Origin of the sequence: Desulfobacter postgatei 2ac9 (assembly GCF_000233695.2) — a bacterium.
GTDB classification, from domain to species: domain Bacteria; phylum Desulfobacterota; class Desulfobacteria; order Desulfobacterales; family Desulfobacteraceae; genus Desulfobacter; species Desulfobacter postgatei.
The window spans coordinates 3,953,900-3,974,658 of sequence record NZ_CM001488.1 but is presented as its reverse complement, the minus strand read 5'-3'; the positions used below and the strand labels follow the sequence as shown (position 1 = coordinate 3,974,658).

At 50.3% G+C, this 20,759-nt stretch carries 21 protein-coding genes and 1 riboswitch; of the genes, 11 read left to right on the top strand and 10 right to left on the bottom strand.

The window, feature by feature from the left end; genetic code table 11:
* Positions 1 to 51: 51 nt before the first annotated feature.
* Positions 52 to 360: a transposase gene (locus tag DESPODRAFT_RS18430; RefSeq protein ID WP_083843610.1), complete on the top strand. Its 309-nt coding sequence runs from the start codon at positions 52 to 54 to the stop codon at positions 358 to 360.
* A gap of 862 nt (positions 361 to 1,222) precedes the next feature.
* Here the strand turns inward: DESPODRAFT_RS18430 and DESPODRAFT_RS18425 are convergent.
* The 5 genes from DESPODRAFT_RS18425 to thrS form a co-directional block, all read right to left on the bottom strand.
* The gene (locus DESPODRAFT_RS18425; RefSeq protein ID WP_004075733.1) at positions 1,223 to 1,696 is read right to left on the bottom strand and encodes a hypothetical protein; all 474 of its coding nucleotides are present in this window, start codon (positions 1,694 to 1,696) and stop codon (positions 1,223 to 1,225) included.
* A 298-nt stretch (positions 1,697 to 1,994) separates the two neighbouring features.
* Positions 1,995 to 2,927 carry a universal stress protein gene (locus tag DESPODRAFT_RS18420; RefSeq protein WP_004075732.1) on the bottom strand — a complete coding sequence of 311 codons (933 nt, stop codon included), beginning with the start codon at positions 2,925 to 2,927 and terminating at the stop codon, positions 1,995 to 1,997.
* A 65-nt stretch (positions 2,928 to 2,992) separates the two neighbouring features.
* Positions 2,993 to 3,976, bottom strand: a complete 984-nt coding sequence (locus DESPODRAFT_RS18415) for a magnesium transporter (RefSeq protein WP_004075731.1) — start codon at positions 3,974 to 3,976, stop codon at positions 2,993 to 2,995.
* 352 nt (positions 3,977 to 4,328) lie between these two features.
* A complete protein-coding gene (locus tag DESPODRAFT_RS18410) occupies positions 4,329 to 5,195 on the bottom strand; it encodes an MBL fold metallo-hydrolase (RefSeq protein WP_245531968.1) in 867 nt (288 codons plus the stop codon).
* Positions 5,196 to 5,280: 85 nt separating this feature from the next.
* Positions 5,281 to 7,194, bottom strand: coding sequence for a threonine--tRNA ligase (gene thrS / locus DESPODRAFT_RS18405; protein WP_004075729.1), 1,914 nt, complete (start codon positions 7,192 to 7,194; stop codon positions 5,281 to 5,283).
* Positions 7,195 to 7,341: 147 nt separating this feature from the next.
* Here thrS and DESPODRAFT_RS18400 point away from each other — a divergent pair, with 147 nt between their 5' ends.
* From DESPODRAFT_RS18400 to DESPODRAFT_RS18370, 7 genes are all read left to right on the top strand, one after another.
* Positions 7,342 to 8,472 (top strand): ribonuclease D, encoded by a 1,131-nt coding sequence (locus DESPODRAFT_RS18400; protein ID WP_040016472.1) that lies wholly within the window; start codon positions 7,342 to 7,344, stop codon positions 8,470 to 8,472.
* Between the two features lie 32 nt (positions 8,473 to 8,504).
* On the top strand, positions 8,505 to 9,356 hold the full coding sequence (gene dapF / locus DESPODRAFT_RS18395; protein WP_004075727.1) for a diaminopimelate epimerase: 852 nt from the start codon (positions 8,505 to 8,507) through the stop codon (positions 9,354 to 9,356).
* A 39-nt stretch (positions 9,357 to 9,395) separates the two neighbouring features.
* Positions 9,396 to 9,490, top strand: a riboswitch (TPP riboswitch).
* A gap of 91 nt (positions 9,491 to 9,581) precedes the next feature.
* Positions 9,582 to 9,779 carry a sulfur carrier protein ThiS gene (gene thiS / locus DESPODRAFT_RS18390; RefSeq protein WP_004075726.1) on the top strand — a complete coding sequence of 66 codons (198 nt, stop codon included), beginning with the start codon at positions 9,582 to 9,584 and terminating at the stop codon, positions 9,777 to 9,779.
* A gap of 2 nt (positions 9,780 to 9,781) precedes the next feature.
* Positions 9,782 to 10,558: a thiazole synthase gene (locus DESPODRAFT_RS18385; RefSeq protein WP_004075725.1), complete on the top strand. Its 777-nt coding sequence runs from the start codon at positions 9,782 to 9,784 to the stop codon at positions 10,556 to 10,558.
* A gap of 20 nt (positions 10,559 to 10,578) precedes the next feature.
* The gene (gene thiH / locus DESPODRAFT_RS18380) at positions 10,579 to 11,685 is read left to right on the top strand and encodes a 2-iminoacetate synthase ThiH (protein WP_004075724.1); all 1,107 of its coding nucleotides are present in this window, start codon (positions 10,579 to 10,581) and stop codon (positions 11,683 to 11,685) included.
* Positions 11,685 to 12,233: a sulfur carrier protein ThiS adenylyltransferase ThiF gene (thiF, locus tag DESPODRAFT_RS18375; protein ID WP_004075723.1), complete on the top strand. Its 549-nt coding sequence runs from the start codon at positions 11,685 to 11,687 to the stop codon at positions 12,231 to 12,233. Before thiH ends, thiF begins: the two co-directional genes overlap by 1 nt.
* A gap of 157 nt (positions 12,234 to 12,390) precedes the next feature.
* Positions 12,391 to 13,176 carry a S1 family peptidase gene (locus DESPODRAFT_RS18370; RefSeq protein WP_004075722.1) on the top strand — a complete coding sequence of 262 codons (786 nt, stop codon included), beginning with the start codon at positions 12,391 to 12,393 and terminating at the stop codon, positions 13,174 to 13,176.
* 15 nt (positions 13,177 to 13,191) lie between these two features.
* On the opposite strand, the gene DESPODRAFT_RS18365 is transcribed toward DESPODRAFT_RS18370, so the two are convergent.
* Together DESPODRAFT_RS18365 and DESPODRAFT_RS21630 are read right to left on the bottom strand one after the other, a co-directional pair.
* Positions 13,192 to 13,476, bottom strand: coding sequence for a hypothetical protein (locus tag DESPODRAFT_RS18365; RefSeq protein WP_337833568.1), 285 nt, complete (start codon positions 13,474 to 13,476; stop codon positions 13,192 to 13,194).
* The gene (locus DESPODRAFT_RS21630; protein WP_004075721.1) at positions 13,373 to 13,831 is read right to left on the bottom strand and encodes a hypothetical protein; all 459 of its coding nucleotides are present in this window, start codon (positions 13,829 to 13,831) and stop codon (positions 13,373 to 13,375) included. Before DESPODRAFT_RS21630 ends, DESPODRAFT_RS18365 begins: the two co-directional genes overlap by 104 nt.
* Positions 13,832 to 13,905: 74 nt before the next feature.
* On the opposite strand from DESPODRAFT_RS21630, the gene DESPODRAFT_RS18355 reads away from it, so the two are divergent.
* Positions 13,906 to 14,709 (top strand): fumarylacetoacetate hydrolase family protein, encoded by an 804-nt coding sequence (locus DESPODRAFT_RS18355; protein WP_004075720.1) that lies wholly within the window; start codon positions 13,906 to 13,908, stop codon positions 14,707 to 14,709.
* Positions 14,710 to 14,804: 95 nt separating this feature from the next.
* Here DESPODRAFT_RS18355 and DESPODRAFT_RS18350 read toward each other — a convergent pair whose 3' ends face one another.
* Positions 14,805 to 15,338: a Spy/CpxP family protein refolding chaperone gene (locus DESPODRAFT_RS18350; protein ID WP_004075719.1), complete on the bottom strand. Its 534-nt coding sequence runs from the start codon at positions 15,336 to 15,338 to the stop codon at positions 14,805 to 14,807.
* Positions 15,339 to 15,602: 264 nt separating this feature from the next.
* Here DESPODRAFT_RS18350 and DESPODRAFT_RS18345 point away from each other — a divergent pair, with 264 nt between their 5' ends.
* Positions 15,603 to 17,429 (top strand): ATP-binding protein, encoded by a 1,827-nt coding sequence (locus DESPODRAFT_RS18345; RefSeq protein WP_004075718.1) that lies wholly within the window; start codon positions 15,603 to 15,605, stop codon positions 17,427 to 17,429.
* A 20-nt stretch (positions 17,430 to 17,449) separates the two neighbouring features.
* Complete coding sequence (locus tag DESPODRAFT_RS18340; RefSeq protein WP_004075717.1) at positions 17,450 to 18,811, top strand: sigma-54-dependent transcriptional regulator; 1,362 nt, start codon at positions 17,450 to 17,452, stop codon at positions 18,809 to 18,811.
* Between the two features lie 20 nt (positions 18,812 to 18,831).
* Here DESPODRAFT_RS18340 and tyrA read toward each other — a convergent pair whose 3' ends face one another.
* Both tyrA and DESPODRAFT_RS18330 read right to left on the bottom strand, forming a co-directional pair.
* On the bottom strand, positions 18,832 to 19,974 hold the full coding sequence (gene tyrA, locus DESPODRAFT_RS18335; protein ID WP_004075716.1) for a bifunctional chorismate mutase/prephenate dehydrogenase: 1,143 nt from the start codon (positions 19,972 to 19,974) through the stop codon (positions 18,832 to 18,834).
* Between the two features lie 41 nt (positions 19,975 to 20,015).
* The gene (locus DESPODRAFT_RS18330) at positions 20,016 to 20,675 is read right to left on the bottom strand and encodes a ferredoxin-like domain-containing protein (protein ID WP_004075715.1); all 660 of its coding nucleotides are present in this window, start codon (positions 20,673 to 20,675) and stop codon (positions 20,016 to 20,018) included.
* Positions 20,676 to 20,759: the final 84 nt, after the last annotated feature.

Below are 20,759 nucleotides of genomic sequence, written 5' to 3'. Positions count from 1 at the left end.
GAGAGGTGACGGCTTTAACCTGGGTGTTGGAAGTAGGTGAGGTAGAGCGATTTGGAGCAGTACGTCAGGCAGTTAGTTATTGTGGCCCTTTGCGCGGCTCAAAAAGAATCTGGCGGCAAAGAAAGTCGTGGTCCGATATCCAAAAAACGAAATAAACATTTGCAAACTGTTCTGGTTGAGGCGGCAAAACTTGCACCACATTGGAATCCTCAATTGGCTGAAATTCATGAAAGGGAATTGAGAAAGGGAAACAAGAATAGAGCGACCCTGGCCGTAGCAAGAAAACTTGTAGCCTATATGCTGGCTGTTGAAAAATCCAAAAAGGATTTTGAGGTGACAGCTCCATATCAGGCTGCCTGATACGGTCCGATTGATACATTAATAGCATTGCATTTACAATAGATCTTCCCGCTGGTCCTTGCTTTCTGGGGACTATGTGATCGGCAACCGCCGTGATACATCATTTATAGTGTTTCAAGGTCAGCGGGTTTACCCAAACTTAATCTTCTGTGATGGTTCCTTTACAAAAGGACCTGATACAGCAAATAGATGTCTGGTCAAAAGATCTTTATCTTTTTGGCACTTAAATGAAATAGATTAAAAAGATCAGGAGTTAATGCAATGGGCCATTTAACGCTTTTGGAGAATGTCTTTAAAAAGTGAAGGGAAATCTACATTTTCCCCTTGACAAAACTTATCATAGATGTCCCCAGATTTAAGGTGTCCCCAGATTTCACCCAGATTTCATATCCATCTTAAGGTGTGTCCGTAAACTCGGCATTCGCGTACCGAAAGACATGTGTTTACCCCGGGAGATCTGCCGCGATGTCTATCAAAGGACTGACCGAACCGTAAGGGGAGGCGATCACGTGGCAGAAGTCAGCAGAGGGCATAGTAGTCGATGGAAACGAGCTGGGCCTCCCGAAAGCGGGAGAAGTATACCCGGAGGTCTCACCCCGATGAAGGCCCGAACGGTGCCCAAGCCGAATGGTTTGGGTAAATGGTCGCGGTTATCAAAGAGCATGTTCTTACCGACATAATGGAGCGGACGCTGAAATGTCGGTAGCGTTCTGCTTGATTAAAGCCCGGCAGGCCGGATGTATTTTATCTGTACCTGTTTTGACCAGCCGAACCGCCGGATACGGCCCCGTATGTCCGGTGGTGTGGGAGGGGCGCCCCGCGAGGGGCGTCCCTATCCCTATTAAATCTTTTTATACTACCTTTAGCGGTCTGCCAATCCTTTCCATTCATTCAATTTTTCCGGGCAATTCTGTGGCAAATAACTCGAAATTAAATGGTCAGCAAAATGACACGCATGTTTTAAAACCGGTACTATCACTTGGTCGTGAGGCCATGGCTTATCGCTCGGAAGGCGCCGAGATCGAGAATAGGTTAAATGAGCCAAATCTTTATTTAACCTTTCCTGATATTCAGATGGAATGCCTACCTGTTGTGCTGGAAACCCATAATCTGATGACAGGACGTCATCCAGTTCGACCCCTTTGCTTCTTGTTCTGTTGGTCTTTTGAAAAAAATCAAGTAACGCTCTAACATGGATGAGCCTGGATTCAACCAAGGCATTGTTTATTATTGGATTTTTTGACTCTACCATTGTCATAGCTAATTGAGAAATCTCGTAATAAATATGATCCAATGCGCCGTTTAATTCTATTTTGGAAGGTACGTACTTAGTCATAATTACTCCATAGACTTAATCGCGGTGCTGACCGGCGCCGTACGCCGATCAGGCAGACGCAGTCTGAATGATCGGTGTGCGGTGACCGGTCCAGTACCTTGTTCAGGCGCCAGAGGCGACTGGACAAGGTGCTGGACGAAGTCAGCACCGCGATTCACGGCGGCGGAGCCGCCGTGAACGCTCCGCATAACCGGCTGGCAATGGAGCGCAGCGGAATTGCCAGTCCGAGTTGATGCGGTTGTTATGCGAGCATTCTACCATTAAGGCAGTCCCAAAATAGGGCATAGTATCAGTAATGTCATTCGTCCAATTTCACTGGTGTCTTAAACCCGGAAGGCTTTATGGCAAGCACAGAACATGTAAGCTGATCGAGAATAGCCTCTGCGGTATTGCCAATAATCAACCCTGATATGCCAGTACGGGCGACCGTCCCCATGACGACCAGATCCGCCCCTAACCCCGCCGCAAGAGGAGGGATAACCTTTTTTGTCGGTCCCTTGGGCAGATGAAAGCTGGGAGAAATCTTACTATAGCCGTCGGCACCGATACGGTTCCGCAACGCTTCTCCAAGTCTATGGAGTTCTTTTTGGTGTATTAACTGCTGTTTTTGGACATGAGCGGTGACACTCTCAATTGAGATGTCGCCATGAGCCAACATAGCCTTTTCGGCAAAAGCTTCCCACGCATGGACAATATGCAGGAAGGCTGTGTCGGAGAGGGCAAGCGCAGCGGCCCGATCAATAATTTCAGTATTGAAGGCTTGTTCTGATGCGTGAAATTGCAATGGGTCGAAATCGACAGCTGCCAAGACACATTTGTAGTTGGTTTTTTCGGGTAGTTTCATCAGCCATACCGGACAAGGGCATTTGCGCAACAAATGCATATCGTCACTGCCAAACAGTCTCTTTATAAAATCGGGGTCTTCCGCAGCCTTGATTACCAGATCATATGCATTACGCAGTACCGACCGAATTACCTCAAGGAAAGTCGTTCCTGCCAACACATCAATTTTAATTGTCAGGCGATTTCGGTAAGGTCCGACTAAAGAGTCCAACTTTTGCATATGGTGCTGGACTGTCCCTGAAAGGTGAGGTTCAGGAACCGGAGCGATGACATCGATGACAGTCAGTCTTGCCTGATTATTTTCTGCCATGGACACGGCGCGTGCGACAGCCGACACTTGATCTGCAGTATCTTCACCCACGTAAAGAATGTTCTTGAATGTTTTCATTTATCATCTCCCCCCAAGGCCCGTTCGCTTCCTTGGCAAACGTTTTTTTTTAAACGCCTTCACTCTCACAATAATGCTTTTGCTATACTGAAATAGATCAGGATTGTTGAAATGTCGGTCAATGCCAGAGTGATTGGTCCGGCGGCAATCCTCATGTCCAGTTTCAGCTTGTGCAGTAGCGACGGAATAGTTAGCCCCCAGAATACCCCGCCACACAGCGTCAGCATGATGCTGGCGCCAATCGTAAGTGCCGCCATTCCTTCGTTACGCCATAGCCAGGCAATCAGGCCCACCACAAGCCCACAAGCGACACCTAGCAACATTGCCGCGCTCACCTCGCGGTAAAATGCTCGTATGTACCATAGCCAATCTGGTTGTCGCGACCGTAAACTATGAATAGCCAAAGTCATCGATTGAATGCTTACGCTTTCGCCCAAACCCAGCACCAGCGTAAGAAAAAAGGCTAATATCAGACTCTTGGCCAATGTTACCTCGTACACGCCAACCAACAGTGCGCACACCGTACCGCTGGTGATAGTCGCAAGCAGCCATGGAAACCGGAGCCGGAAGGCCCGAAGCGGGGAAGCCTCCCGTACCTGCATGATGCGAAAACCGATCGTCTCGAAAACCCTGTTCATGTCTTCCCGATCGGCCACATCAAAGTTGTCGCCGGTAAACATTGCGATATCGACCACGCCCAGTATGCGTCCCTGCTCATCCGTCACCGGAAACGCCAGGAATTTGTGCCGCATAAAATATTCGTGGGCCTCAAACACCGTTGTGTGCTGCGGAATCATTATGGGAGGGGTGATCATGATTTCGGAAATCCGCTGTTCTGTCGGTGCGGAGAGCAATCGCCTGGTCGGCACAACTCCCACCAGGCGATCATCTTCATCCACTACGTAAAAATAGACAATTCTTTCGCCGAGCCCCTTTTGCCTGATTTCGTCCAACGTTTGCTGAACTGTCATATTACGGGGCAGCCTTGCCACATCTTTGCGTGCGATATTGATTACAGATGTGTTTAGATATGTTGAATCTCCACTCACTTAGCATTTCTCCTTTGGCGATGGTGCTAATGTATTTCCAGCAATCATACTTCACAACTCCATAGTATTCGCATAACAATATGTTCAGCAGATCTGTATATCATTCAAGAGTGATTATCTAACTGCATAACATGATAATTTTTATGTTAAGCAGATCTGCATAATTCCTTTTGAAAATCAACCCTCTTGGAATGATTAAACATCCCCTGCGCCAAATTGCAATAGTTAATTAAATACCCTGTACAAATTACCCGGCTACAAAAGGACCGTCTTGTCTCCTCCCCAACTGCGTGATGGACGTATTAGGTCAGGCGGATCATGACAGATTTTTCCGGGATTGATATAGGACAAATCAGAGTTCAAGCCGGGTACCTGTGGCAAACACGTTGATTGGGCGTGTCATTTTGCGGGACATGTAAGCCGGGGCATCAGGACCCGTACAGTGACCGGTATAATAGGTTGTGCCGCTATGGGATGACAGTTCGTCGACCAGAATATCCAGGCGGCTGTCCGGTTCTGTGACCCGGGTGATGCGATTATACAGGTGGAATCCGCCGATTACATGGTCAATATGACCCCGGCCCGTGCGGGTAAGGACCGTATCAATCATATTCCCCATGCCCGAGTGGGCGCATCCGGTGAACAGAACCGAGGTACCGTCTTCCACGATCAGCAGGGCCAGTTCATGGGAAAATTCATCCTCAATCAGTTTCCCGTCTTCCTGCTGCCTTAAAAGGTCTGAATTGCCCTGGGGGATAAAGCCCTTTTTTGAAAAATCCGTGATAATGGTTAAATCCTCGGACAAGGCCAGGTCCGCACCAATAAACCGGCACCGGCTTTTGTCAATGGCATCGGTATCAAGGCCGATATATCGGGGTTCATTATTCTTGTAGCGGGCATAGTATCTGCCTTCAATGGCCCCCCGGGTCATGATGATTGCTGCTTTGTCATTGATCGTTTGAAACTGCGGGATGCCGCCGCCATGGTCATAGTGCCCGTGGGACAGCACGGCTATGTCCGTTTTTGACAGGTCCACACCCAGATGTTTTGCATTGTCTGCAAATTTTTGGTCCGGTCCCATATCAAAAAGAATGGACCGGGTGCCTGTGCGGATAAAAAAACTTAAGCCGTGGGCCGCTGCAAGTTGCGGGTCCGTGGTGTTGTTTTCAAGCAGGCAGGTGATTTCCATGGCGTGTTCCTCCTGTGTTTTTTTTGTCATTATGGGGTACATAAGCCCGGGTTCAGGGCGCCGTAATATAGAATCTGTGCCGGTTTATCTGAAAAATCAGGCATGATTTAATATGTTAAAGATCAATTCCCTCCAGGACCCGGTCTCTGATATGGGCGCAGACCTTGGTCAGGAATTCTTCGTGGGTGACCCCCATTTTGACCTTGCCGTCCAACGTGCGCACCGACAATACTTTTTCTTCTTTTTCCTTGTCCCCAATGGTGATGATTAAAGGAATATAGTCCAGTTGGGCCTCTCTGATTTTCTTTTTAAGGGTCTCGCTTCTGTCATCTACGTCGCAGCGGATGTCATGGAGCGCCAACAGGTGTTGGATCTCTTTTGCATAGGGAGCCAGTTCCTGGTTGATGGGCAGGATCACGGCCTGGACCGGGGCCAGCCACAGGGGGAATTTGCCTGCAAAATGCTCCACAAGGATACCGAAAAACCGTTCCATGGAGCCGTAGATCACCCGGTGGATCATGATGGGCCGGTGTTTTTCATTGTCCGCGCCCTTGTAAGTCAGATCAAAACGTTCCGGCAGCGCCATGTCCAGCTGAATGGTGCCACACTGCCAGGTTCTGCCCAAAGCGTCCTTGATGTGGATGTCTATCTTGGGACCGTAAAATGCACCATCCCCTTCATTGATCATGAATTCCCGGCCATAAGCTTCTATGGCATTGCGCAGTCCGTTGGTGGCGGTTTCCCATTGTTCATCCGTGCCGATTGATTTTTCAGGCCTTGTGGAGAGCTCCAGGTGAAAGGATAGTCCAAACCGCGCATAGACCCGTTCAGCCAGTTTCAAAACGCCTAAAACTTCTTCCTGGATCTGGTCCGGGGTCATGAAAATATGGGCATCATCCTGGTGAAAGGCCCGGACCCGGAACAATCCTGACAACGCGCCTGAAAATTCATGGCGGTGCACCAGCCCGATCTCTCCGGCCCGGTGGGGCAGGTCTTTGTAAGAGTGGGATGTTGTTTTGTAAAGGATCATGCCGCCGGGACAGTTCATGGGTTTGATGGCGTATTCCTCGTCATCAATGGTGGATGTGTACATGTTTTCCCGGTAGTTTTCCCAGTGACCGCTTTGCTCCCAAAGTTTTCGGGTCATCATCACCGGGGTTTTGGTCTCCACATACCCGTCTTTTTTATGCTCCATGCGCCAGTATTCCAAAAGCGCATTCCACATGGCAATGCCTTTGGCATGGAAAAAGGGCATACCCGGTGCTTCGTCATGGAAAGAGTACAGATCCAGGCGGGTGCCAAGTTTCCTGTGGTCCCGTTTCTTGGCTTCCTCAATCATGGTGAGATAGGCGTTGAGTTTCTTTTTGTCAAAAAAGGAGATGCCGTACAGCCGCTGGAGCTGTTCCCGGGACTGATCCGCCCGCCAGTAGGCACCGGAGGTTTTTAAGAGTTTGACCCCCTTGATCATGCCGGTGTTGGGGATATGGGGGCCGCGGCACAGGTCAATGAATTTGCCGTTTTGGTACAAAGAGATCTCTTCGCCTTCGGGCAACTCGTTAATCAGTTCCACCTTAAACGGATTGTCGGCAAACAGCTCAAGCGCCTGCTGCCGTGTGACCACCTGCCGTTCAAAACCTGCCTTGGCCTGGATGATTTTTTTCATCTCCGCTTCAATGTTTTCAAGGTCAGTTTCGCTTACCGGATCCATGTCAATATCATAATAAAATCCATCTTCAACCACAGGACCGATGGTCAGTTTGGCGTCCGGGTAGAGGTTGAGTACGGCTTCGGCCATGACATGGGCTGAGGAGTGTCGTAGGATATCCAGCCCCTGGTCGTCGTTGGCGGTGATAAAGCTCACTGCACTGTCCTCTTCAATGACCGTGCCTAAATCAAGGGCTTTGCCCTCTATTGCCATAGCCACGCAGTTGCGGGCAAATCCTTCGGAAATGCTTTTTGCCACATCCATGCCTGTGGGCGGTTCGTTAAATTCTTTTACTGCATTATCCGGGAAAGTTATTTGAATCATTTTTTTTTTACTTCCTGTTTTATATATCATGCCCCGATCTTGCCCTATTTCCAAAGGCAGCGTATGATCAGGCATTGTAAGAAAAAGCCGTTAATTAAAAAAAAGAATTTTAAAAGAAGTGTTTTAAACAATCAAGGGAAAACTAAGGTGGTTTATCAGTTTATAACAACGGACAAAGACCTGGCACAAGTATGCCTGAAACTTGAACCCTGTGAAATAATCGGTGTGGATCTGGAAGCCGATTCCATGCACTGTTTTTCAGAAAAGATATGCCTGATCCAGATTGCAGGCCCAAACCAGGCCTGGCTGCTGGATCCTTTTCTGATCAATGATTTTTTACCCTTTTCCCGAATTCTTGAAAACCCGGAGATTATCAAGGTGTTTCATGGATCAGACTTTGATGTCAGAAGCCTTGACCGGGAGTTGTCCGTTGAAATTGAAAACCTGTTTGACACCGAGATTGCCTGCCGTTTCTTAAATATTAAGGAACGGGGATTGGGCGCACTTTTGAAATCTTTTTTTGATATTGATGTGGATAAAAAATACCAGAAGGTGGACTGGTCAAAACGGCCCTTGAAAGAGGAGATGATTGCCTACAGTGTGGGGGATGTGGCAACGCTTGTGGACCTGCATGACCTTTTAAAAGAACGTCTTGAAAAGATCGGGCGTCTGGCCTGGGCTGAAGAGGAGTTTGAGTTGCAGGCCAGGGTCAAATACGAGAGCAATCATTCAAGACCCTTGTTCAGACGGTTCAAGGGAGCCGGAAAACTTGACAACCGCAGCCTTGCCGTGCTGGAGCATTTGCTGGAAGTCCGACTTTCCGAGGCCGAGAAAAAGGATCTGCCTCCCTTTAAAATTATGTCCAACCAGTCCATTCTGACCATGGTTCAGCACAGGCCGACCAGTGTCGAGTCGATATTGAAACATCGGGCCCTTAGCCCTAAACAGAGCGGCATGTACGGGCAGTTATGCGTCAAGGCCATTGAAACCGCTCTTGCCTTACCTCACCGGGAACTGCCGTCCTATCCCAAAACCCGGATGCCCAGGAAAACCTCCCAGATCCTTGCCCGTATTGATGCATTGAAAAAAATGCGTGAAACAGCGTCCCAGACTTTGGCCATGGAACCGGGATTTTTGATCAACAACAATATGATTTGCGCTGTGGCTGCGGGCAAGCCGGCAAGCCTGGAAGATTTGTTGCTGATTCCGGGCATGCGAAACTGGCAGGTTGAGGCGCTTGGTGAGCATATTCTTGAGACCCTGTCCCGGGTTCAGTGAGTGAAAAAGAGAAAAATAGATAAGGATAAACAATGCGTATAGATTTCTGGAAAATGCACGGTATCGGCAATGATTTTATCATGCTGGATGACCGGGACAAGACCATTGCAGGATATATTGACTATTCGGATCTGGCTGTGCGCCTGTGCCACCGGCGGTTCGGCATCGGTGCCGACGGCATTATCCTGGCCCGGCATTCTGATACCCATGATATTCGGTTTATAATCATCAATTCAGACGGGTCCGAACCTGAAATGTGCGGCAACGGCATGCGCTGTTTTGCCAAGTATCTGTACGAAAACAATATTCTTGTAAAAGATGAAATAAAGGTTCAGACCCTGGCCGGAACCGTGGTGCCCCGGATTGAAAAAAAGCAAAGCGGACAGGTGGTCTCCGTATGCGTGGATATGGGGGTGCCAAGGCTTGTGCCTCAGCAGATTCCTTTTGTCCATGACAGGGATATGGCCCTCGGGGTACCCATAGAGACAGCCCAGGGCACAATGTTGGTATCCTGTGTTTCCATGGGGAATCCACATGCCGTGATCTTTGTGAATGACTTGTCACTGGTGGATATTGAAACGATTGGTCCCATGGTGGAAAATCATCCTCGTTTTCCTGAAAAAACCAATGTGGAGTTCATTGAAGTCGTCTCTGACAGGCAATTAAAAATGCGGGTGTGGGAACGCGGGGCCGGAATAACCCTTGCCTGCGGCACCGGTGCCTGTGCTGCCGTTACGGCCGCCCATCTTACGGGACGGGCAGGACGTCAGGTGCGTGTTAATCTGGACGGCGGGGACCTGGATATTTCATGGAATGAATCCAGCGGCCATATTTTTAAGACCGGGCCTGCCCAAACCGTTTTTAAGGGAACTTTTGATATTTAGTCCAGGGTTGACAAAGCTTTTTAATCTATATATAGCTTGATTCATCGTTTGGGGTGGCGCACAGCGTCTGAGATAATACCCATTGAACCTGATCCGGATAATACTGGCGAAGGGAAGAGCGGACAAGAAAATAGTAAACCCGGAAAAATCCGGATTTAGGCATTTTTATAGCCGCTTGCCCTTCCCTTGAGGGCAAGCGGCTTTTTTTATTTAGGATTTTTGCCTATGAATATTTTTGTCAATGGAAACAAGGAACGCATAGAGCCATGCACGTTGGCACAGTTGATCGCCTGTAAAAAGCTCGATGCAGGGGCGCTGGTTATTGAACTTAACCGGCAAATCATCAAACAGGAATTTTGGTCGACAACTGAACTTCAGGAAGATGATTGCCTGGAGATGCTCAGTTTTGTCGGAGGAGGCTGATTATGAAAGACGATGTACTTCGATTGGGGGGGAAAGAATTCAGTAACCGGTTACTGACCGGTACCGGGAAATTCGGCAATCATGGGCAAATTCCCAAGATGCTCGCGGCCAGCGGTTCACAGATGATCACTGTCGCTTTGCGTCGTGTGGACATCACGGCTCAGTCTGAAAATATTCTTGAATACATCCCCAAACATGTGACCCTGCTGCCGAATACATCCGGCGTCCGAAGCGCAGAACAGGCCGTACGCATTGCACGTATTGCCCGGGAAGCCGGTTGTGGTGATTTCATTAAAATTGAAGTCATCACCGATATGAAATACCTGATGCCGGACAATTGGGAGACCTTGAAGGCAACGGAGATTCTGGCCAAAGAAGGGTTCCAGGTGCTGCCTTATGTCCTGCCGGACCTGCCCCTGGCCAAACGGCTGGAAAACGCGGGTGCCGCGGCGGTGATGCCTCTGGGCGCACCCATCGGAACCAACCGGGGGCTGGAGACCAAACCGCTTATTGCCATGTTAATTGAAAACGTCTCCGTACCCATCGTTGTCGATGCGGGAATCGGCAAGCCTTCCCAGGCAGCGGCTGCAATGGAAATGGGTGCGGATGCGGTTCTGGTGAATACCGCCATTGCCACGGCCCGGGACCCGGAAGTTATGGGGCGCGCCTTTGATCTCGCGGTCAAGGCCGGACGGGCTGCCTACCTGGCTGAAATGGCCGAAGAGTCTACCCTTGCCCGGGCCTCTTCTCCACTCACCGGATTCCTTGACGAGGTATGAGGTATAAAGAGGATTAGATTATGTCATTTTACGAGATCGTTGAGCGATACCGGGATTTTGACGTTCCCCATTTTTTTGACCAGGTGAGCGATCAGGATGTCATCCGCAGTCTGGCCAAGGAAAAACCCGGTCCCATGGATTTCTTGACCCTGCTGAGCCCCAGGGCTGCCGGACATCTTGAAGTCATGGCCCGCAAAGCCCACCACCTGACCGTGCAATATTTCGGACGCACGATCCAGATGTTTATTCCGTTGTACATCTCCAACTACTGTAACAACGGCTGTGCCTACTGCGGGTTTAATCACAGAAACCCCATCCTTCGCCGGAGGCTCAGCCTGGAAGAGATTGAGATTGAGGCCGAGGCCATTGCCAAAACCGGTATGCAGCATGTACTTTTTCTCACCGGTGAGGCTCAGCACATGACCCCCATGTCATACCTGGTGGATGCGGCTCAACTGCTCAAGAAACATTTTGCATCCGTGGCGATCGAGGTCTACCCGCTTGAGGTTGATGACTACCGCCAACTCTACGGGGCCGGTGTCGATTCCATGACCATGTTCCAGGAAACCTATGACGAAGATGTTTATAAACGGGTTCATCTGGCCGGCAAAAAAATGGATTACCAATGGCGGCTCAACGGGCCTGAACGCGCCGCGATGGCCGGCATGCGGGTGGTCAACCTCGGGGCGCTGCTGGGTCTTTCCGAGCCGCGCCGGGACATGTTTTTCACCGGATTACATGCCCGCTACCTTGAAAACAAGTATATCGATACCGAAGTCGCCATCTCCCTGCCCCGGTTTAACGAGGCGGAAGGCGATTTTCAACCCGACTACCTGGTGGATGACAAAACCTTTGTTCAGTTCATGACCGCGTTGCGCATCTTCCTGCCACGTTCGGGAGTGACCGTCTCCACCCGTGAAAACGCCACCTTTCGCGACCATATCCTGCCCCTGGGGGTTACCCGTTACTCTGCCGGGTCAAGCACCGGTGTCGGTGGATATACCGAGGTGCCCGAGGGTCAGACGCCGCAATTTGAAATCACCGATGTCCGCAGTGTGGCTCAGGTGGCCGATGCCATTCTCGCCCAGGGCTACCAGCCGATTTACAAAGACTGGGACTGCATCTGATGAAAATCGGTATTGCAGGGGTCGGCGGTATCGGCTCCAACGTGGCACTTAACCTGGTGCGAAGCGGCGTTGTGCAACTCAAACTGGTCGATTTCGACCGGGTAGAATCCGGCAACCTTAACCGCCAGTTTTATTTTTCCGACCAGATCGGCCTGTTCAAAGTCGAGGCACTTAAAATCAACCTAAGCCGCATTAACCCCAAGGTAGAGATCGAGGCGCTGATTCAGCGTATTGACGCGAAAAACTGCGCAGAATTGTTCTTGGACTGCGATCTTATCGTTGAGGGCTTTGACCGCCAGGTGGATAAAAAAATGCTCATCGAAACCTTTGCCGACAAAAAGGGGGTGGTTTCAGCCTGCGGCATTGCCGGATCCGATTTGGCCGCCATCGGTTCGCGCAGAATCGGCAACTGCTACATTGTGGGCGACTTTACCACCGATTGCGACCAGGCCCCGCTCTTCAGCCACAAGGTGACCACCGTGGCCAATCACATGAGTGAACTCATTCTTTGTCAACCCGGCGTAATTCATGAAAATACATTTTCATAGGTTTTGTTAACCACCAAGATCACGAAGGAGACGAAGAATAAAATCTGTGCAGATAATTGACCTTCGTGTCCTTCGTGCGCTTCGTGGTAAAAATAGGTGTCTGGTGGCGGCGTTTTAAAATATGGACAACTCGGTCATTAACCGGTAAGTAAATGTCATGAGGGTCTATTTTACCATAATCACGGTTGTTCTTGTTGTTCTTGTTTCCCCTGCATCCGCCCAGGAACATGCTTTGTTTCGGGAACGGGATGCGTACATGGCCGACCTGGTGTCAAAAATAAAAGCCTCCACCGTATCCGTGGGCACCTATTATTATAAGGATGTCCCCATGACCCGGTTTTTGGGTACCGGCTTTGCCATCGGGGACGGCAGCAGAATCGTCACCAACCAGCATGTACTCGAGGCCATTAAAGAAAAGAAACTCATGTTCCATCTGCGTATTTTTCACAAAAATTTGTCGGGCAAAGGGGTTAAAGCCGTCTTGCTCGCCGAAGACCCTTTCCACGACCTGGCCATACTGGAGATGGCAGGCAAATTGGATCCCTTGCCCATGGCGGCGGATGGTGCCCTCAAAGAGGGGCACCAGGTGGCGATTACCGGATATCCCATCGGTTTTGTGCTCGGCCTCAATGCAACCACCCACACAGGTATTGTTTCGGCCATTGCGCCGGTTATTCTGCCCACCCCCCACGGCAGCCTGATCAAAGGAGAGATGATCAAATACCTTGAAGACCCATGGGAGATTATCCAGCTTGATGCCGTTGCCTTTCCGGGGAACAGCGGAAGCCCGGTCTATCGGATTGCCACCGGAGAAGTTGTCGGAGTGATCAATAAGGTTTTTGTCAAAGGGAAAAAAGAATACGTCCTTAAAGAGCCCACGGGAATCGCCTATGCCGTACCGGTCAGTTTTGTCCGAAAGCTTAACCGGTCCATTAAAAAGTAAAGGGTCCCCAACCCGTTACCCCGGCAGAAAGGTCAAAAGACCCTGGAGAAACGCCGTGCACAAAATTACCAGGACAATGCCCAAACTGATCCGGCCGATTACCGGACCTGATAACGGTGCAGACAACGGATAATAACACAGGCCGATTCCGGTACCGGCAAGAAAACCAAACAGGTGGGCAGATACGTCGGTATTTTCACCATGGCTGAACATGGCGGTAAGTGTGGCTGCCGCGGCAAAGGGGGCCACTCCTTTGAGTTTTGGACATACGGATTGACCTGATTTTTCGCCAATGGTCATGCGCCGGGCCCCAAGGAGTCCCGCCGCCGCCATAACCGCTGTGGAGGCCCCGGGTAGTGATGATGTAATGGATGGCTGATAGAAAAAAGGCCGTTATCAGGGCGGCGGGGGAGAAAAAAATCCTGGTCGGCACATCGGGGGGCTGCCTTGGGATCTCCTTGTTTTCCCTTGCGTATTTTTTCAGTTGCTGTTGGGCCTTAAAAACATCGTCATCGGGTACAAGGATATTGCACAAGCCGTCAGGGCCTGTCTCAATAACCGCCCTGACGGACTGGGAAGCCAGGACCACCAGGATGAGATCGGCCTGCTTTCTGCTGTTTTCATTGTGTATACTGCCTGTGAAAATAGATTTCATTTTTTCCTTGCCGGATGTGTTGATTTCCGGCTATGAATATAACCCATGAAATAAAAAGAATAAAGGAGCCTTAAATGAAGATCATTCGTTTTATTACCCAACAGGGTAAGGAAGTCATTGGGTGCGATTGGGACGGAAAAACAGCCAGTCTGGTGGAACAGTCTGCGGACTATGGTTTCAGCGATACCGGTGAACGGGTGGCGGTCGTAAAAATTTTGCCCCCGGTGGAACCTTCGTCCATTATCTGCATCGGCCTTAATTACCGGCGTCATGCAGAAGAGACCGGCCAGGAAATCCCAAAATATCCAGCTATTTTTATGAAATATCCCGGGTCCCTTGCAGGGCACAAAGATCCGGTCGTGATCCCGAAATGTGCGTCAGATCCGCCCGAGGTGGATTACGAAGCCGAGCTTGGGGTAATCATTAAAAAGGCCGCTAAAAATGTGTCCGAGGAAGATGCCCTGGATTATGTGCTCGGCTATACCTGTACCAATGACGTCTCTGCCCGGCGGTGGCAGAAACATGCCGGTGGATTCCAGTGGACCCGGGGAAAAAGTTATGACACCTTTTGTCCCTGCGGGCCGGTCATGACCACTGCAGACGAAATTCCCGAGCCCCAGAGCCTTGCCATTAAGTTACGTCTGAACGGTGAAGTCATGCAGGACAGCAACACCAGCGACATGGTATTCAGCATCGCAAATATGATCTCCTACCTCTCCCAGTCTTCAACCCTTTTGCCCGGCACCCTGATCCTGACAGGAACACCCGAAGGGGTGGGCTTTACCCGTAAACCCCGCGTGTTTCTGGCGCCGGGAGATCGGATGGAGGTTGAAATTGAAGGCATTGGCGTGCTTGAAAATCCTGTGGAACAAGAATAATACATTGAAAAAAGGGTCCCCCCGGGTGTGTTACCCGGGGGGACAGGAGAGAAGGTAGTTGATGGAGGGGAATATCGTAGAGCGGTGGGTATGTATTAGTTGTTTTCTGAGGGGGTCTTATCTTGGGGATCGTCAAATCCCGGGCCAGAACCATCATTAAATCCGGCACCTCTGCCAAATCCATGATAGCGGCCGGGGCCGTATCCCATACCAGTACCAGGGCCGCCAAATCCTCGGCCCATCATGGCCATGCATTTTAATTCCGGAGATATTTTTCCGGCATCCAGGGCAAATTCCAAACGTTTAACTGCCAGGTCTTTTCCTAAATCCGCTTTTTCCATGACCATGGATTTCAGTTTTGCCGGATCAGGGTTGGATGTTTCCATGTACATGAGGATCTGCTGATCCAGGTTCATAATGTTTGTACGCATTTCATAAGTGTCATCAGTAAATTTTTGATGCAGCTCGCGAAGCTGTTTTTGCTGTTCATCGGTCAGGTTCATGCACGCACGGGCTCTGTCCTGCCTTAATCCCTTTTCTTTACCCTGTTTTGGGGGCGTTGCAAATGCACCGGCGGAAAAGCTGCATGTAACAATCAGGATGGTTAATGCGGCTAATGTTTTTTTCATAATGCCTCCTTGTGGCCCTTGGTTTATATTCCGTCATTCGTGCTTTGATGATCTTAATTTTTATGATCATCGCTGCAAAATTATAATGCAAGTGGTGTGCCATTCATGTCGGTATTCATTGAAGTCGTTTTGTACCAGGCCATTGGCGTCTAACTACCATACCAGACTATATTTTAAAAAATCAAATATAGTGTGTACTTTTTATCCAGGTAAGGGTATACAATCGGGTAAAAAATATACGTTCCATATATCTGTGTTGACCCAATGAATAGATTTAAATTAAATATCACCCCAAAAATGCCGGGGTTAGTACCGCCTCTGGTGATGGTGGGTGTTCTGGTTGTGCTGTTGCCTGTGTTTATCCTGATGACCCTGGACCGGGTTAAAAAGCAGGATGAGTTTATCCGGGAGCGGTTTTTAATCACAGGCACCTCGTTAATCCGTACATTTGAGGCCGGCACCCGGATTGGTCTGGGGTCCATGCAGTGGGGTATCGAACGGCTTCAGTCCATGTTGGAGGAGACCGCAGGTCAGCCTGATGTTGCCTATATCATGATCACCGATGCCATGGGAAAGATCGTCGCCCATTCCGATGCCGCCATGGTGGGTAAAATTTATGACGGGTGGCCAGACCTTGCGTCGTTACCCATGGATCCCCATCGAATCTCCAGCCGCTCCCTGAATACCCAGGATGGGCCGGTTCTGGAATTGGCCAAGCGCTTTGTTCCATTTAATCCCAGGCTCAGAGGTCGAGGATGGGCAGCCGGCCACGGTCCCGATCCCAGCTATGGCTACGGCTACGGAAATATGCCGCCCGGGCCGCCTGGCCCGCTTGGTCCTGAAAGCTCGGCCAGGCCGGCTTTCGGCGCATTTGGGCAGACTGATCACTATATTTTTGCCGGAATGTCCATGGCCGGGGTGCAGGCGGCCCAGGCCCAGGGATTTAAGAATATCGTCATCAGAGGACTTTTGTTCTTTGTTTTCTGCTGTTCGGGCATTATTGCCCTGTTTGCCCTCCAGGCTTACTGGGCTGCCCAGTCATCCCTGGAACAGGTTATGGCGTTTTCCGACAATGTGGTTCAGAATATGCCCTCGGGCCTCATCACCCTGGATACGAATTTTAATGTGACGTCCGCCAACCGCGCTGCTGAAAAGATCCTGGGTGAAATTCCTGAAAAAGCCTATCCCCAGATGGCTGCCATGGCGGCTAAGATTACGGGGTCAGGAGGCGTTGCGTCCGGGGAAGTGGCGTTGAACCCAAAAGAGCAAGGCGAGCTCCGGCTGGATATGACGGTTTCGGCCATTCCGGCAGACGAAGATCAGATCCAGGGTTTTGTCCTTTTATTCAGGGATCTGACCCAGATCCGGGATTTGAAAAAACAGGTGGAAACCAATCGGCGTTTAGCGGCCATAGGAAAACTTGCCGCAGGTGTGGCGCATGAAATCAGAAATCCGTTAAGTTCCATCAAGGGCTTTGCCACCTATTTTTCCCGGCAGTATGAAAATGAACCCGAGGACGTGGAAATTGCAAAAATTATGGTCCAGGAAGTGGAACGTATGAATCGCTCCATCACCCAATTGCTGGAATTTGCCAAGCCCATGGCGGTGGAGATCAAGCAGACCCGGATTGAACCCCTTATCCGCCATTCCCTTAAACTGGTTTCCCATGACCTTGAGAAAAAAAAGATCCGGGTTGAAACAGATATCCGCACCAGAAGAGAAACCATTCATACGGATCCGGAACGGATCTGCCAGGTGCTGCTCAATTTGTACATGAATGCCTTAAATGCCATGGACAGCGGCGGAATCCTTGAAATAGGCGTGGCCGATGTACAAGATGATATTGAAATCCGGGTGGCGGACAACGGCTGCGGCATCCCGGCAAAAGATCTTGAAAAAGTATTTGACCCCTATTTTACCACCCGGGCCAAGGGAACCGGTCTCGGGTTATCCATTGTTCACAGGATTGTTGAAAATCTCAAAGGAGATATCCGGGTGGAAAGTCGGCCTTCAAAGGGCACCGTGTTTTATATCATCCTGCCTGTTAATGGGGCGGTCATGGCAGCGTCTGACAATAAATCAATAAAATAGACAAGATTAAGGATATGTTGATGAGTGACAAGACCGTGCTGGTGGTGGATGATGATACAGCCCATGCCACCATGCTTAGAACCCTGATGAAAGGGTGGGGATATGCCGTTCAGGTTGCCCCGGACGGAGATGACGGTGTGGACGCGGTGACAAACAGCCCCTTTGGCCTGGTGCTCATGGATATGAAAATGGTGAAAATGTCCGGCATGGACGCTCTGGCCAAAATTCATGCCTTTAACCCGGCCCTTCCTGTGATCATCATGACCGCCTATTCCTCGGTGGATACGGCCGTCCGGGCGCTGAAAATCGGGGCCTATGATTACCTGACCAAACCCCTTGATTTTGACAAGCTTAAACTCACCGTGGATCGGGTGTTTGAGCGCCTTTACCTGAAAAACGAAAATCAGGACCTGAAAAAACAGTTGGAAACCAGCACCTTTCACCACGATATCCTGGGCAAAAGCCCTGTCATGAAAGCACTGCTGGATACCATACACATGGTGGCCCCCACCGATGCCAATGTGCTTGTCACAGGGGAATCCGGCACAGGAAAGGAACTTGTGGCTGCCGCCCTTCACAACAACAGCATGAGAAGGCAGCACCCCTACATCCGGATCAACTGTGCAGCCATCACCGAAACCCTTTTGGAATCAGAACTGTTCGGCCATGAACGGGGCGCATTCACCGGGGCCGATAAAAAACGCAAGGGCAAGTTTCTTTTGGCGGACAAAGGCAGTATTCTGCTCGATGAGATCGGTGAGATGAGCCTTGCCATGCAGGCAAAGCTGCTGCGGGTCATCCAGGAAAAAGAGATTGCCCCCGTGGGCTCGGAACAAAGCCTTGCCGTGGATGTGAGGGTGATTGCCGCCACCAACAGGGATTTAAAAGAGATGTCCGCAAAAAAAACGTTCAGGGAAGATCTTTATTACCGGCTTAATGTGGTACACATTGATATTCCGCCGTTGCGTCGGCGCCCCGAGGATATCCCGGAACTTGCCATCCACTTCCTCGATGAGTTTGCCCGGAAAAACCGCAGGGACATCAAGGGATTCTCTCCCAATGCCATGGATACCCTGATACGGTATGAGTGGCCCGGCAATGTCCGGGAACTGATGAACGCCGTGGAACGCGGCGTGGTCATGGCCAGAACCGACTACCTTTGCAGGCCTGACCTCTCCTTTATTTCAGATGAGGAGGCAGAACCGGCAAGGAATGCAGAATTGAATCTTGAAAATATCGCCCTGGCCAAGGTGGAGGAACGGGCCATCTTATCCACCCTGGCTGCAGCCGGGGGAAATAAGAGCGAAGCTGCCCGAAGACTTGGGATTACCCGGAAAACATTGCTTAAAAAACTTAAGCTGTACGGGGATGATGCGGATTAACAGCCTGTTGACTGCGTTTTTTAAAACCGTTCAATCAGTTTGTTTATAAAATAGGTGCTTTCACGCAGGGCCTGGTTGCCAAAGGGTCCGAACCATTCAGCGATCTGGTTAAATTCTTTAATAAACGCTTGTTTGTCTCCGGATTCAAGCATATCAAAGAACTGTGTCAAGGACTGAACAAATGTTTTTAACAGTTGACGTCGTTCAGGTGTGGCAAAAATGATTTCTGCGTAAAGATCAGGGTCCTGGGCAAAAAGCCTGCCCACCATGCCCAGTTCCAGGCGGTAGATCGGGCTTGAGAATTCAAGGGTGCGTTTAATGGGTATGCCCTGGCGGTAAAGAAAACTGCCGAAACTGAACGTGGCAAAATGCCGCAGGGCCTGGACAATTTCCATGATCTGGTCATGTTCCCGGGCACTTGCTTCAACAACCACCGCGCCCCAGGCAACCAGCTGGTCAATAACCCACTGGCAGGCATCCTCGTCTTGTCCGGCACATGCCGCAATGATCTGCTTGTCCAGGTTGTTCGTGGTGGGGCCGAAAAGGGGGTGCAGGCCCAGCACAGGACCCTTGTGTGCCCGGCACATGGCTTCAAGAGGGAGCGTCTTGACCGAAGTCAGATCTGTGAGCACCGCATCCGGCCGCATCAGGGGGGCTAATTGCTCAATGACCTTGACGGTGACGTTAATGGGGACACAGACAATGACAAGGTCTGCGTTTTGACACAGACCTTGGGCCCGGTCCCAGTCATTTTTATCCAGGATCTCCACCTGGTATCCGGTTTCGGTGAAAAATCGAACAAACAGACGCCCCATCTCTCCGGCACCGCCCACAATCAGTATCCTTGCCTGGGGGCGAATCAAACTGGTTTTGGACACACGGGTCTGACTTTTCCTGGACTGGTGCATGATCGTTCTGTAAAGACTCTCCACCAGATCGGGGTCCACATCCATGTCCGAGGCTTTTCCCCGCAGGCGGGATATCACGTCTTCCTCCCGGGCCGGATGGTAAATGGGCACCTTGTGGGCTTTTTTCACCTCCACGATTTTTTCAACCTGTTTCCGGCGCTTGCTCAATAAGGAGATAATCTCGGCATCAATGTCATCAATTTCATCCCGAAAGGGTTTGATTTGCTGTGCAAAAGAGGCGTTGTCTTTGGTCATGATTTATGGTCTTATAATAATTTGTGTTGATGGAAAATAGATTAACCGTGAATGGCCTGCTCAAAGGGTTCAAGGCCGATACGATCGATCATCTTTCCGAGACGCTCCCCTTTATTTGCATTTTCCCTGTAATACGCAACAATGCGTTTACAAGCCTCCATGGCCTGTTCAGTGCTCAGTCCTTCAGCCACCTTCTGGGCAATTCTGGGACTCATGCCCACGTTGCCACCAATGACAAGAACCCAGCCGTTAGCTTCACCGATAAGTCCGATGTCCCTGACCCAGGATTCGGAGCAGGAGAGCTTGCACCCGGATACCGCTATTTTGAATTTACCCGGCAGTTGCATGGCGTGGTATTGCTTGTCCATTTCCATGCCCACGCCCAGGGCATCCTGCTTGCCGAGCTTGCAGAAGGTGGTTCCCGGACAGGCGCGCACCGAGCGGATACACATGCCCACAGCCGCACCCTTGTCAAGGTCCAGGTCCTGCCAGACCGCATCAATATCCTCTTCCTTGAGCCCTACAATGGTAATGCGGGTGGCTCCGGTAAGCTTGAGGGCTTTGGCCTCGTATTTTTCAGCCACATCAGCAATTTTTCTCAGCATTTCCGGTGTAACAACCCCGCAGGGAATGTGAGGGGCAATGGCATAGGTCTTGTTGTCATTCTGGAGGATGGCTCCCTTTTCGCCAAGTTTGAGCATATGGTTTATCCTTATTATAAAGTTAATAAAATTATTCGTTGATAACATTCTGCCAAAATAAAACGGCCCTGGGCGTTGTCAAGA

Excerpts from the sequence above, each read along its gene's own strand:
- DESPODRAFT_RS18425 (WP_004075733.1), bottom strand. The coding sequence starts at position 1,696 with ATGACTAAGTACGTACCTTCCAAAATAGAATTAAACGGCGCATTGGAT.
- DESPODRAFT_RS18420 (WP_004075732.1), bottom strand. The coding sequence starts at position 2,927 with ATGAAAACATTCAAGAACATTCTTTACGTGGGTGAAGATACTGCAGAT.
- DESPODRAFT_RS18410 (WP_245531968.1), bottom strand. The coding sequence starts at position 5,195 with ATGACAAAAAAAACACAGGAGGAACACGCCATGGAAATCACCTGCCTG.
- thrS (WP_004075729.1), bottom strand. The coding sequence starts at position 7,194 with ATGATTCAAATAACTTTCCCGGATAATGCAGTAAAAGAATTTAACGAA.
- dapF (WP_004075727.1), top strand. The coding sequence starts at position 8,505 with ATGCGTATAGATTTCTGGAAAATGCACGGTATCGGCAATGATTTTATC.
- thiS (WP_004075726.1), top strand. The coding sequence starts at position 9,582 with ATGAATATTTTTGTCAATGGAAACAAGGAACGCATAGAGCCATGCACG.
- DESPODRAFT_RS18385 (WP_004075725.1), top strand. The coding sequence starts at position 9,782 with ATGAAAGACGATGTACTTCGATTGGGGGGGAAAGAATTCAGTAACCGG.
- thiH (WP_004075724.1), top strand. The coding sequence starts at position 10,579 with ATGTCATTTTACGAGATCGTTGAGCGATACCGGGATTTTGACGTTCCC.
- thiF (WP_004075723.1), top strand. The coding sequence starts at position 11,685 with ATGAAAATCGGTATTGCAGGGGTCGGCGGTATCGGCTCCAACGTGGCA.
- DESPODRAFT_RS18370 (WP_004075722.1), top strand. The coding sequence starts at position 12,391 with ATGAGGGTCTATTTTACCATAATCACGGTTGTTCTTGTTGTTCTTGTT.
- DESPODRAFT_RS18365 (WP_337833568.1), bottom strand. The coding sequence starts at position 13,476 with ATGACCATTGGCGAAAAATCAGGTCAATCCGTATGTCCAAAACTCAAA.
- DESPODRAFT_RS21630 (WP_004075721.1), bottom strand. The coding sequence starts at position 13,831 with ATGAAATCTATTTTCACAGGCAGTATACACAATGAAAACAGCAGAAAG.
- DESPODRAFT_RS18355 (WP_004075720.1), top strand. The coding sequence starts at position 13,906 with ATGAAGATCATTCGTTTTATTACCCAACAGGGTAAGGAAGTCATTGGG.
- DESPODRAFT_RS18350 (WP_004075719.1), bottom strand. The coding sequence starts at position 15,338 with ATGAAAAAAACATTAGCCGCATTAACCATCCTGATTGTTACATGCAGC.
- DESPODRAFT_RS18345 (WP_004075718.1), top strand. The coding sequence starts at position 15,603 with ATGAATAGATTTAAATTAAATATCACCCCAAAAATGCCGGGGTTAGTA.
- DESPODRAFT_RS18340 (WP_004075717.1), top strand. The coding sequence starts at position 17,450 with ATGAGTGACAAGACCGTGCTGGTGGTGGATGATGATACAGCCCATGCC.
- tyrA (WP_004075716.1), bottom strand. The coding sequence starts at position 19,974 with ATGACCAAAGACAACGCCTCTTTTGCACAGCAAATCAAACCCTTTCGG.
- DESPODRAFT_RS18330 (WP_004075715.1), bottom strand. The coding sequence starts at position 20,675 with ATGCTCAAACTTGGCGAAAAGGGAGCCATCCTCCAGAATGACAACAAG.